Below are 12548 nucleotides of genomic sequence, written 5' to 3'. Positions count from 1 at the left end.
CAAAGCCTGATTCTTTAAGGCTAAGGAATGGGTATGAAACAATTTTGCCAATTGCCAGCCAGAAGTTCGCGGTAAGCCAGTTTAGTAGGGTGGGTCACGCTTTTTTGCCCACCACATTGGCCGCTGGCATATGAGGCAATTATTTACCGCAACGCCTTCTCCCAACGGCTAACCAATGCCGAGGCGATGCTGTTGCCATACACATTGGTCGCGCTGCGGCCCATGTCCAGCACTTGGTCTATGCCCAGCAGCAACAGCAAACCCGCTTCAGGGATTTTGAACATGGACAAGGTGGCGGAAATGACGATCAACGAGGCCCTGGGCACGCCCGCCACGCCTTTGCTGGTGAACAGCAACACCAAGAGCATCAGCAATTGGTCTGCCAGGGGCATGTCGATGCCGTAAGCTTGGGCGATGAACAGCACGGCGAAGGTCATGTACATCATGCTACCGTCTAGGTTGAACGAATAGCCTAGCGGCAACACCAGCCCGCAGACTTTTTCATCACAGCCGAAACGTTCCAATTGCTGCAACAATTTAGGGTATGCGCTTTCGCTGCTGGCGGTGCCGAAGGCCAAGAGCATGGGTTCGCGGATATGGCGGATCAGCGACAACATCCGCCTCCCCAAAAACAGGCAAGCGAAGCCGCCCAGCAAGCTGCACAGCAACAACAGGCCAAAATAGAACTCGCCGATAAATTTGCCGTAAGACAGCAACACGCCGATGCCTTGTTGGGCGATCACCGAGGCCATTGCCGAAAACACCGCCACAGGGGCGTAGTGCATGACGTAGCTGGTGACTTTGAGCATGATGTGCGCCAGCGAATCCAGCAATTTGACGAAAGGATGCGCCAGTTCGCCCAAGGACGCGCAGGCGATGCCGAAGAACATCGAGAACACGACGATTTGCAAAATTTCGTTGGCGGACATGGCTTCAAAGATGCTTTTCGGGAAGATATGGGCGACAAAATTGCTCAGCGTCGGTTTGACGTTCGGCAAGCCGCTAGCCGCATCGGTAGGCGGTAAGGGGATATGCAGGGAATTGCCCGGTTCAAAGACATTCACCAGCAACATGCCCAAAAGCAGGCTGGCGATGGAGGCCGAAAAAAACCACAGCATGGCTTTAAGGCCGATGCGCCCGACGGTATGGATGTCGCCCATTTTCGCCATGCCCACCACCAGCGTGGCGAACACCAGCGGCGCGATGATCATTTTCACTAAACGCAGGAACACATCCGTCAGCATGTTGAGCACGGCGACGATCTGGGCAAGCAGTGGGTCGTGCTGTCCTACCCCGCCTAGCGTCAGGTTCAGCGCTTCACCCAACGCGACGCCTAAAACCAGGGCGATGGCGACGTACAGGGTTTGGCGGTTGGGTGCTTGGGGGTGATGGTGTGTATGGGGGGTCATAGCCAGTCCTGGTGAAAAATAAGCCGATTATAAGGCCGGGTAGGGTTCATGGCCCGGCATCCTGGCTGGATTGACGATGCCCGAGAGTTAGGGGCGGGGCATTGTATCAAAGGGTGGGGTGTTGCTTGTTTCAGGGCCGTTGTCCAGTTGTTGGTGAGCTTACAAAAAACCAATGCCCAGTACGATCAAGCTACAAAAAATGGCGAAGATTAATGCAAAACGCAATTTTTGTTCGCGTTCGGCGATGTCACGGAATTCCTCCAGCTCCTCACGCAATTCCAGGAGGGCATTTTGTAATTCGGTATCGTTGTTGGCGATATGGCACAGAGGGTTTTCTGCCTTGAGACGGGTAAGGTAGTCTTGCTGCAATTGACGCAGCCCGGCTTGATAGCCTAAGGGGTCGGGATAGTCTGGGTCACTGGGTAGGTCGAGCTGGGCGACTGGCAAGTCCCGCTGGCACTCGTCACCTACGATAATAAGCCAGGTTTTTTTGTTTTGGCCGTGCGCGTATAGGAATTCAAGCTGGGTGTAGGAGACGGGGCCGAATTTGCTGTCCACGTCCGTTATCCCGATGCCGTAGGCTTTTCCTGCGATTTGCACCAAACCTTCGCAGGCGTCGATTTTGTCCTGTAACATTTGCCGGAATTCGTCAGGCGCGTTAGGGATGGCTTCTTGCCATACCGGTTCAAAGCCCAGCGAGTGGACGGTGGCGGCTACAAATTGACGGGCAGTATGTAATTCTGTGCTGACGGCAGAAATGAAGATGCTTGGATGGCTCATGGGCATTTGGTGGTTGGGATGCGTTGTTGTTTTTTAGGCATGTTAAGTCAGTTTTACATAAATGTCTCTGAAAAAACAACAGCTACGCTCTACCTGTACGGATCCTCTACGGCAATGTGCCTAACCATCTCGCTTTACAGATTAATTGCTTGGTGTAGGAATCGGAACGGGTTCCATGGCGACATCAAGCATTGCCGGGATGGCGTTTAACTATCTATAAGTTAGGGACGGGCTACACGTCGTGCCCCGCCATTTTCCTGGAAGCCCCCGTCTTGCGTTGTTAACCTTATCCGGTAATGGGGTGGTGAGTCCGGTTTGGACATTTATGGACGAAGGCGCATCAAGGCGGCGCATTGCCCAGGATTGGCAACCCCTTGCCAGTAGCCGAAAGGCATTCAGGTAAGGGCGGGGCAAGTGGGGGCGCTTGTGCCTAATAGGGTTTGTGGCAGGCTCCCCCTATCTGTGGATTTACCGGCCTAACACGTCGTTCCGTGCGCCTTCGGCTATCGTGGTGACTTGGGCTATCAGTGCTTCTGGGGCATTCAGTTCTTGCAGCGTTGCAGTTAGGTGTTCCATTACGGCATCAAAGTGGCTATCGTCCAGACCCATTTTAACCAGGTGCGCGTGTGCGGTGCGCATATCCGTGCCGGTATAGTTGTTGGGGCCACCAAACGCCATGGTTAAAAAGGCTTTTTGTTTCGCGGCTTGTTTTTCCATATCGGAGTTATCGAAAAACCGGTTGATACGGTAATCAGCCAGGACTTTACGGTAAAAAATATCGACTGCGGCATCAATCGCAGCTTCACCACCCAGTTGTTCAAATAGGCTAATGTTCGGGCTTTCTTGCGTCTCACTCATGGTCTTCTCCTGTTTATTGTTATTAGTTTTGATGCAAGCCGTTGCTTACTTTTAAAAGTGTATCCCAATGCAAATTCTTGTGCAATATTTAACTTGTATAAGTAATTTATGGCATAATCATAGGCCACTTATTGGTTTCAGGATGGACGTATATGCCGCAAAAAATTAGCTCCCGCCAACATGAAATCCTTGAACAGTTACTGGAAAACCGTACAGGTTTAAGCGTAGATGCGCTAGCCGCAATGTTGGATATTTCCCGGACCGCCGTACAACAACATTTCGTGGCTTTGGAAGGGGAGGGTTACATCAAGAAAACGGCGTCGAACAAAACCGCCGGACGGCCGGTGGCGATTTATGGCATTACCGATAAGGGCATCAATTATTTTCCAAAACAATATGCTTGGTTTGCCGAATTAATTGTCAGTGATTTGCAGGAGGGGATGGGGGAAGAGGCATTTGGCGCTTATATGCAGCGCTTGGGCGGGAAACTGGCGGATAAATTAAAGGCCCAGTTTGTCGGCAAAGCGCCCGACGGGCGTTTGCGGCAGCTCCTGCGCATTATGGCGGAGTTGGGTTTCCAAGTGCAGCAGGAAATTGATACGGAGGCACAGCAGCCAGTTATCAAAGCCAGGAACTGCATTTATCATGATGTCGCCCGGCAATATCCCGCATTATGCCAGTTTGACCTTACCTTGATGTCATCGTTATTGGCAAAGGAAGTGCAGCAGTTGGGCTGTATGGCGAAGGGGGATTGTGTGTGCCGGTTTAGGATTGGCAAGGATTAGCAATGCCAGCAAACCGGCCCCACAAGGTTATGGAGACCCGTGGGGCTAAGGGAAGCAAAGCGGCCGTTATCAGGGATTGGAGCCGTTTTTTTTCTGCTCGGCTTCATAAACCAGATACGGTTCGGAATGCCCCAATACCACGCTTTCGTCAACAACTACTTTGGAAATGTCGTCTGTGGACGGCAGTTCGTACATCGTGTTCAGCAGGATGTTTTCGACGATGGTGCGCAAACCGCGGGCGCCAGTTTTACGCTCCATGGCTTTACGGGCAATTGCGCCTAACGAGTCCTCGCGGAATTCCAGCTCCGTGCCTTCCATGTCAAACAAATGTTTATATTGTTTGACTAGGGCATTTTTAGGTTCGGTCAAGATTTGGATTAGCGCGGCTTCATCCAGTTCTTCCAGTGTCGCCACTATTGGCAGACGGCCTACGAATTCAGGGATCAAGCCATATTTGATCAAGTCTTCAGCTTCCACTTCGGCAAACAATTCGCCGACATTTTTGGTGTCGTCTTTTGAATTTACCTCAGCAGAGAAGCCGATGCCGCCTTTTTCAGTCCGCGCTTTGATGACACGGTCGAGCCCGGCAAATGCACCGCCAACAATGAACAAAATATTCGCTGTGTTGACGTGCAAAAACTCTTGGTTCGGGTGTTTACGGCCACCTTGTGGAGGCACGGAAGCAATGGTGCCCTCAATCAATTTTAAAAGGGCTTGCTGGACACCTTCGCCGGAGACATCTCGGGTGATGGATGGGTTCTCCGCTTTTCTGGAGATCTTATCTATTTCGTCGATGTAAACGATGCCGGTCTCGGCTTTTTCCACGTCGTAATCACATTTTTGCAGGATTTTCTGGATGATGTTTTCGACATCTTCGCCGACATAACCCGCTTCCGTTAACGTGGTGGCATCGGCAATCGTAAAAGGCACATCCAATAAACGGGCCAGCGTTTCCGCCAGCAACGTCTTGCCTGAACCGGTCGGGCCAATCAGCAAGATATTGCTTTTAGCCAGCTCAACGGTGTCTTTTTTGCTTTTGTTGCGCAGGCGTTTGTAGTGGTTATAAACCGCTACGGCAAGGATTTTTTTGGCTTTTTCTTGGCCAATGACGTAGCTGTCGAGCTCGTTTTTTATATCCTTGGGTTTGGGCAGCTCAGTGTTGCCTATCCACCCGCCAGTTTCATCCGCCAGTTCATCTTTTATGATGTCATTGCACAATTCAACGCATTCATCACAAACATAGACGGAAGGCCCCGCAATCAGTTTGCGGACTTCGTGCTGGCTTTTGCCGCAGAAAGAACAATAAAGCAATTTATCGTCGTCTTTGATACTCATAATTGACTCCCGCAAGCGTCAGTACTCTCGGTACTGGTCATCGAACTATCCAAGGTTACTGCTCAGCGGCAGTGATGCGGTTGGCCAAGACCTTATCAATCAGGCCATAAGCCACTGCGTCACTGGAGCTTAAAAAGTTGTCCCGATCAGTGTCTAGCGCAACTTTTTCGAGCGGTTGGCCGGTGTGATGGGAAAGGACCCTATTGAGCTTGTCGCGGATATTCAAAATTTCCCGTGCATGGATGTCAAAGTCAGAAGCCTGGCCCTGAAAGCCGCCTAAGGGCTGGTGTATCATCATCCTGGAATGCGGCAGGCAGTAACGTTTGCCAGCTGCGCCGCCAGTCAACAGCAACGCGCCCATGCTCGCCGCTTGGCCTATGCACATGGTGCTGACGTCCGGTTTGATGAACTGCATGGTGTCATAGATGGACATCCCTGCCGTGACTGAGCCACCCGGTGAGTTGATGTACAAATGGATGTCTTTGTCGGGGTTTTCTGATTCCAGAAACAGCAACTGGGCGACGACAAGATTGGCCATGTAATCTTCAACCTGGCCGACCAAGAAAATGACGCGTTCTTTCAATAGCCTGGAATAAATGTCGAAAGACCGTTCGCCCCTAGCGGTTTGCTCAACTACGATTGGGACTAGGCCGCCGGCGGCTTCTATTTGGCTGGCTAGGTTGCTTGCATAATGTTTGTACATAAATGATCCTTAGCGTTGGTGTTTTTCCATGACTTCACTAAATGGAAGGGTTTCTTCTGAAACTTTCGCCTGGGCGACCAACCATTCAACGGTTTGGTTTTCCAAAACCATTTGTTGGACATCGTTCAGGCGGCTTTTGTCGGAATAATACCAGTTTACGACCTCTTCGGGTGATTCATAACTTTTTGCCATGTCTTCAACCGTTGAGCGGACTTTGTTGTCATCCAAGGTGATGGCATTTTTTTGGATGACTTCGCCCAGGATCAAGCCTAAGGCCACGCGGCGTTTTGCTTGCGCTTCAAACACGTCACGGGGTAATTGCAAGTCTTCCAGGCTCAGTTTTTGCCGTTTTGCCGTTTCGATGTAAGGTTTCATCAGGTTTTCGGCTTCTTCGTTAATCAATGGGCTGGGCAAGCTAATTTGGATTTTTTCGTACAGGGCGTCCATGACGGAGTTTTTAAGCCTGGCTTGCAGGGCATTGGCCAATTCCCTCTCCATGTTGGTTTTTACGTCGGCCCGGAATGATTCCATCGTGCCTTCTTCAAGGCCATAGCTCTTGATGAACTCTTCATTGATTTCAGGCAGCGTTGGCTCTTCAACTTTGACCACGTCGACTTCAAACTCAGCTGTTTTACCAGCCAACTTGGTGTTGCCGTATTCTTCAGGGAAGGTGGTGGTGAAGTTTTTGCTTGCGCCTGCTTGAAGGCCGATAAGGTTTTCTTCAAAGCCCGGGATCATTTGGTTGGCGCCGATCTCAACCGAATAATTTTCCACCTTGCCATTTGTGAAGTTTTCTTCGTCGGCAATCCCAGAAAAGTTGATGGTGATGCGGTCTTTTTCCTGGGCGGAACGGTCAACCAATGTCCAAGTCAGTTTTTGGGTGCGCAGTTTTTCAATCATGGTGTCGACATCGGCTTCTTCGACGCTTGATAAGCTACGGACGACTTCCAGTTGGTCGAGCCCTTCCAATGGGATTTCTGGATAAACTTCGAAAATTGCTGTGTATTTGAAGCCTTCGCTTTCATCTACGGAGTCGATGTATGGCTGGCCTGCCGGTTTTAGCGCTTGGTTCTGTAAGGCTTCATAGTAGGTGGATTGGATCAGGTCTCCGGCGATTTCGCCGCGGACACGGTCACCATATAATTTTTTTACGATGTGTGCCGGTACTTTGCCGGGCCGGAATCCGTCGACCTTAACTTCGCGGGCTAAAGATTTGAAACGTGTCGCCATTTTCTCCTGAACTACTGATTCAGGCACGCTCACGGTCATTTTTCGGCTTAATTCTGATGTCTTCTCGACAGAAACTTGCATTTCTTTACTCCACGCATTTGATAAGGATTTTTTAGAGACGGATAGCCTCAATAGAACTGAAAATGCCTGGCTTCAATGAAGCCAGGCATTTTTAAGGAATTAAGTGGTGCGAACGGAGAGACTCGAACTCTCACAGGGCAACCTACTGGAACCTAAATCCAGCGCGTCTACCAATTTCGCCACGTTCGCACTTTGATTGAACGCGGCATTATATAGGCTTTGATGCAGGCATAACAAGCTATTATTTTGAAAATAACGCTTATTTCATTGGTGGCATAGGTAATTATGTTATCCTTAAAAATTTTAGAATAACCACTGTTACCTTCCGTCAGGGGCAATATGTCCATAGAAACCAAGCCACATTGGCTTCTTTTTAAGCTACACTGCAACTTCCAAAATCCCTCCTGCCCAGGTTTATAAAAGCCGTTTGTATTCTGCTGAAATTAATGACATGTCTAGTAATTATATGTTCGATAACGACGATTCTTTGGACGCGCTAAAAGTCCCGCCGCATTCCATCCCCGCAGAACAGGCTGTTTTGGGTGGTTTGATGCTGGATAACCAAACGTGGGATTCGGTCGCCGACAAGGTGGTGGAAACGGATTTTTATCGCCGCGACCATCGGCTGATTTTTAAAGTGATTGAGCAGCTGGCCAATAAGCAATCCCCGTTTGACATCATCACCATTTCCGAGGCGTTGGCGGCGGTCAGCGAGCTGGAAGACACGGGGGGGCTGGCGTATTTGGGCTGGCTGGCAAAAAATACCCCGAGCGCGGCGAATATTGTCACTTACGCCAATATCGTCCGCGACCGTTCGGTATTGCGCCAATTGATCCATGTCGGGACCGGCATCGCCGATTCGGCGTTTAATCCCGAAGGCCGCGAAACGTCCGAGCTCTTGGAAAATGCCGAGCGGGAAGTGTTCAAAATCGCCGAGCAAAAACAGCGTGGCCAAGGCGGCTTCATACCAATCAAGGCCTTGCTTGCCAAAGCGGTGGACCGTATCGAGACGCTGTTTGAGCAAGACGGCAATATCACCGGGGCGGCGACCGGATTCACGGATTTTGACCAGCTCACCTCAGGCTTGCAGCCTGCCGACTTGATTATTGTGGCGGGCAGGCCTTCCATGGGGAAAACCACGATAGCCATGAACATGGCGGAAAATATTGCTATCAAGAGCGATATGCCAGTCGCCGTGTTCAGTATGGAAATGCCCGGGGATGCGTTGGCGATGCGGATGATGTCGTCCTTGGGGCGCATCGACCAGCATAAGGTGCGTACCGGAAAACTGGAAGATGATGAGTGGCCGAGATTGACTTCGGCGATTAATTTGCTGGCGGAAACCAAGTTGTTCATTGACGATACGCCTGCGCTGTCGCCTACCGAAGTGCGTTCACGGGCCCGCCGGTTGACCCGCGAACACGGGCAGCTCGGCCTGATTGTCCTGGATTATCTGCAATTGATGCAATCGCCGTCCAGCGGCGACAACCGCGTCCAGCAAATATCCGACATTTCGCGCGGGCTAAAAGCCTTGGCGAAAGAGCTGAACGTGCCGGTCATCGCCTTATCGCAGCTGAACCGCAATCTGGAGCAACGCCCGAACAAGCGTCCGGTGATGTCGGATTTGCGCGAATCGGGCGCGATCGAACAGGACGCGGATTTGATTGTGTTTGTTTACCGTGACGAAGTCTATAACGAAGACAGCCCTGACAAAGGCATTGCCGAAATCATCATCGGCAAGCAACGTAACGGCCCCTTGGGTACGGTCAGGCTAACCTTTTTAGGGCAATACACCCGTTTTGAAAACTTTTCCGGGCAAAGTTATAGTGCCGAGGATTACGAATGACCCCTGCAGCTTATGCGGTACTCAATTTAAACGCGCTGAAACACAATTTGCAAAAAGTCCGTGACTGCGCCCCCGGCGCCAAGATCATGGCGGTCATTAAAGCCAACGGTTACGGGCATGGCATGTTGCGGGTTGCCGAAACTTTAGCCTCCGCCGCCGATGCGTTTGCGGTGGCGAGGGTGCAGGAAGGCATCCGCCTACGCAAGGCCGGGCTGCAAAACCGTATTGCCGTTTTGGAAGGCTTCACTTGTGCGGAAGAATTGGATGATTTGTTGGCTTATCAATTGGATGCGGTGGTGCATACGGGTAGCCAGCTGGGTTTGCTGGAGCGGCATGCCGGACAGGCGCAAATCGCCGTCTGGCTGAAACTCGATACCGGTATGAACCGCTTGGGTTTCAATGCGAAAGAATTCCCCGAGGCGCACCGGCGCCTAAGCCGCTGTGCTTCAGTCAGGCAGCCGGTCAACCTTATGACACATTTGGCGAACGCCGATGACATGCAAGACCCGATGACGATGACGCAAATCACCCTATTTGAACAAACGGTCGCAGGGGCGCCGGGTGAACGGAGCATTGCCAATTCCGCCGGCATCTTGGGCTGGCAAGCCGCGTTAACGGATTGGGTGCGTCCGGGCGTGATGCTTTATGGCATTTCGCCATTCCCTGATAGCACAGGCGGACAATTGGGTTTGCAACCCGTCATGGGGCTGCATTCACGGCTGATTGCCGTAAAGCCCTTGGCAAAAGGTGATTCCGTTGGGTATGGCTGCCGTTGGGTTTGTGGGCAGGACACGACTTTGGGTGTGGTGGCGATAGGTTACGGTGATGGTTATCCGCGTTATGCCAGGCCGGGGACGCCGGTATTGGTCAATGGCCAGCGCGTGCCCCTGATCGGGCGGGTGTCCATGGATATGATCACCGTTGATTTGGCAAGCCAGCCCGATGCCAAGCCGGGCGATGCGGTGACTTTGTGGGGCGAGGGTTTGGCGGTTGAGGAAATTGCTTTGTGTTCCGACACCATCCCTTATACCTTGGTGTGTGGTGTGACCCAACGGGTGCGCTTGGTCGAAGCCGGCGCAGGGGATAACCCCTTGTTACGAACGGTGTAAAATCAATTCCAGCACCAACTTGCTGCCAAAATAAGCCAGCAACAACAACACAAAACCACACACCGTCGATTGTATCGCCACTTTACCGCGCCACCCATAAAGTTTCCTGCCCAGCAGCAAGCCGGTAAAAATCAGCCACGCCAGTATGGACAGCACCGTTTTATGCACCAGATGCTGGGCGAACAGGTCTTCTACGAAAGCAAAGCCGCTGACCAGTGAAAACGTCAGGAAAAACAAGCCGGCAACGATCATTTGGAACAGCAGCGATTCCATTGCCTGTAGCGACGGTAACGATTGGACAAAGCGCTTCGGCGGGTGGCTTTTGAGTTGCTGGTTTTGGATGTAGAGCAGCACGGCTTGCAGGGCGGCGATATTTAACAGGCTAAAGGCGATGATGGAGGCCAATATGTGCGTGGTCATCCCCCAGCTGTAGCGTGACAAGTGTTGCGCCGGGTCGGCAAAGTTAATCTCAAGCCCCAACATGATGGCGGCGATGGGAAACAGTACGGCGCCGAGTTTTGCCACGGGTTTGTTCAAAGCGGCAATCAGCAGCACCAAGGCGACAATCATCGCCACTAATGAGGCGGTGCTAAAAAAACTAAAACTAAAGGTCTGGTGTCGTTGGAACGCCGAGGCGATGAAGGCGGCGTGCCCGCAAACAGCCGTCCAGGCCAGATAAATCGGCGTGCGTGGTAAGGTGTTTTGGCGAATCTGCCGGACGATGAACAGCGTGCTTGCCAAATAGGAAATAATTGCAAAAGTAGCGAGTGCTATGGAAATCATTGGCTTTTTTGGGCGATGATGAGGAGACGATGTAAACGGGATGGGTTTGGCGATGACGGCAAAGTGCAAAGGTCTCGTAGGCTATGTTAATATAACAGGTTAAATAGTCCTAGCGCATTTGTGCCTGTGGATAGCTTCTTTATCCTTATAAGAATAACAACGCCGATATGTTTGATACTTTAACCGACCGCTTAAGCGACACACTTAAAAAACTGAAAGGCCAGGCCCGGCTGACCGAAGACAATATCAAGGACGCTTTGCGCGAAGTGCGCATGGCCTTGCTGGAGGCTGATGTCGCACTGTCTGTGGTGACCGATTTTATTGAACAAGTGAAAATTGGCGCGTTAGGGCAGGAAGTCCAATCTAGCCTGACGCCTGGCCAGGCGATGATTAAGCTGGTTCAGGCCGAATTGGTCAAGGTGATGGGGGAGGCGAATGAAACGCTGAACCTGAAGGCCCAACCGCCTGCGGTGATCCTGATGGCGGGTTTGCAAGGCGCGGGTAAAACCACCACGGTTGCCAAACTGGGACGTTGGCTGAAGGAAAACCATAAGAAAAAAGTTGGCGTGGTCAGTGTGGACGTTTACCGTCCGGCGGCGATCAAGCAATTGGAAACCTTGGCGAATGATCTGTCCTTGGATTTTTTCCCTAGCGAAATTTTCCAAAACCCCGTTGATATAGCCCAAAATGCGATTGAAGCCGCCAAGAAGAAGTTTTTGGATGTGATCATCGTCGATACCGCAGGCCGTTTGCATGTCGATGATGAAATGATGGTCGAGATCAAGGCATTGCATGCGGCGATCAATCCGGTTGAAACTTTGTTCGTGGTCGACAGCATGACCGGGCAAGACGCGGCGATCACCGCCAAAGCCTTTAACGACGCCCTGCCATTGACGGGCGTGATCCTGACCAAAGCGGACGGTGATGCGCGGGGCGGGGCGGCATTGTCTATCCGCCATATCACGGGTAAGCCGATCAAGTTTATTGGGGTCGGCGAAAAAACCTCGGCGTTGGAGCCGTTCTATCCCGACCGTATCGCCTCACGTATTTTGGGCATGGGCGATATCCTCGGTCTGATTGAGGAAATCGAGAAGAAGGTTGACAAGGAAAAGGCCGAAAAATTTGCCAAGAAAATGCAAAAAGGCAAGGGCTTCGACATGGAAGATTTGCGCGAGCAGCTGGTGCAAATGCAAAGCATGGGCGGAATTGGTTCCATGATGGAAAAAATGCCTGGCATGAGCAAAGTGCCGCAAGAAATCAAAGAAAAAATGAATGATAAAATGTTGGCGCGGCAAATTGCCGTGATCAACTCTATGACCATGCAGGAACGCCGCTTTCCCGATTTGATCAAAGGCAACCGCAAAAAACGCATTGCCGCAGGTTGTGGCCAGGAATTGCAAGATGTCAACCGCATCTTGAAGCAGCATCTGATGATGCAGAAGGTCATGAAAAAAATGAAAAACGGCAATATGGCGAATATGATGCGCGGCCTTAAGGGCAATGCTCGTAACATCAGACGATAAGCCGCGGACAAAAGATGTGCTGATAGAGTGATGTAAATGGTAATTTTTCTTCACTTATCAGTAAATTCGCGTAAAATAGTTGGATTAACAATTACTGAATGTTTTT

Annotated in this window: 11 protein-coding genes and 1 tRNA gene; 4 read left to right on the top strand and 8 right to left on the bottom strand. The window is 51.2% G+C overall.

Annotated elements, in window-relative coordinates; all coding sequences use genetic code 11:
- Positions 1-143: 143 nt before the first annotated feature.
- From METMI_RS0100930 to METMI_RS0100920, 3 genes are all read right to left on the bottom strand, one after another.
- On the bottom strand, positions 144-1409 hold the full coding sequence (locus METMI_RS0100930; RefSeq protein ID WP_019864278.1) for a dicarboxylate/amino acid:cation symporter: 1266 nt from the start codon (positions 1407-1409) through the stop codon (positions 144-146).
- Between the two features lie 159 nt (positions 1410-1568).
- Positions 1569-2189: a DUF4062 domain-containing protein gene (locus METMI_RS0100925; RefSeq protein WP_019864277.1), complete on the bottom strand. Its 621-nt coding sequence runs from the start codon at positions 2187-2189 to the stop codon at positions 1569-1571.
- Positions 2190-2657: 468 nt separating this feature from the next.
- Positions 2658-3047 (bottom strand): group I truncated hemoglobin, encoded by a 390-nt coding sequence (locus METMI_RS0100920; protein ID WP_019864276.1) that lies wholly within the window; start codon positions 3045-3047, stop codon positions 2658-2660.
- A gap of 152 nt (positions 3048-3199) precedes the next feature.
- On the opposite strand from METMI_RS0100920, the gene METMI_RS0100915 reads away from it, so the two are divergent.
- Positions 3200-3832 carry a helix-turn-helix transcriptional regulator gene (locus METMI_RS0100915; RefSeq protein ID WP_019864275.1) on the top strand — a complete coding sequence of 211 codons (633 nt, stop codon included), beginning with the start codon at positions 3200-3202 and terminating at the stop codon, positions 3830-3832.
- A gap of 69 nt (positions 3833-3901) precedes the next feature.
- Here METMI_RS0100915 and clpX read toward each other — a convergent pair whose 3' ends face one another.
- From clpX to METMI_RS0100895, 4 genes are all read right to left on the bottom strand, one after another.
- The gene (clpX, locus tag METMI_RS0100910) at positions 3902-5167 is read right to left on the bottom strand and encodes an ATP-dependent Clp protease ATP-binding subunit ClpX (protein ID WP_019864274.1); all 1266 of its coding nucleotides are present in this window, start codon (positions 5165-5167) and stop codon (positions 3902-3904) included.
- A 55-nt stretch (positions 5168-5222) separates the two neighbouring features.
- A complete protein-coding gene (gene clpP, locus METMI_RS0100905; protein ID WP_019864273.1) occupies positions 5223-5870 on the bottom strand; it encodes an ATP-dependent Clp endopeptidase proteolytic subunit ClpP in 648 nt (215 codons plus the stop codon).
- Positions 5871-5879: 9 nt separating this feature from the next.
- A complete protein-coding gene (gene tig, locus METMI_RS0100900; protein WP_029151410.1) occupies positions 5880-7181 on the bottom strand; it encodes a trigger factor in 1302 nt (433 codons plus the stop codon).
- Between the two features lie 104 nt (positions 7182-7285).
- Positions 7286-7370, bottom strand: a tRNA-Leu gene (locus tag METMI_RS0100895).
- 262 nt (positions 7371-7632) lie between these two features.
- On the opposite strand from METMI_RS0100895, the gene dnaB reads away from it, so the two are divergent.
- Both dnaB and alr read left to right on the top strand, forming a co-directional pair.
- Entirely contained in the window at positions 7633-9027 is a 1395-nt protein-coding gene (gene dnaB / locus METMI_RS0100885) for a replicative DNA helicase (protein ID WP_029151408.1), read from the top strand.
- A complete protein-coding gene (gene alr, locus METMI_RS0100880) occupies positions 9024-10136 on the top strand; it encodes an alanine racemase (protein ID WP_019864268.1) in 1113 nt (370 codons plus the stop codon). The genes dnaB and alr overlap by 4 nt, the downstream gene beginning before the upstream one ends.
- On the opposite strand, the gene METMI_RS0100875 is transcribed toward alr, so the two are convergent.
- Positions 10122-10919, bottom strand: coding sequence for a cytochrome C assembly family protein (locus METMI_RS0100875; protein WP_019864267.1), 798 nt, complete (start codon positions 10917-10919; stop codon positions 10122-10124). The two genes, alr and METMI_RS0100875, sit on opposite strands and share 15 nt — an antisense overlap.
- A 167-nt stretch (positions 10920-11086) precedes the next feature.
- Between METMI_RS0100875 and ffh the strand changes: the two genes are divergently transcribed.
- Entirely contained in the window at positions 11087-12442 is a 1356-nt protein-coding gene (gene ffh, locus METMI_RS0100870) for a signal recognition particle protein (RefSeq protein ID WP_019864266.1), read from the top strand.
- Positions 12443-12548 lie beyond the last annotated feature (106 nt).

It is taken from the genome of Methylovulum miyakonense HT12 (assembly GCF_000384075.1).
In the GTDB taxonomy this organism is placed as follows: domain Bacteria; phylum Pseudomonadota; class Gammaproteobacteria; order Methylococcales; family Methylomonadaceae; genus Methylovulum; species Methylovulum miyakonense.
The sequence above is the reverse complement of the archived record's forward strand: the minus strand, read 5'-3'. Positions and strand labels throughout refer to the sequence as shown.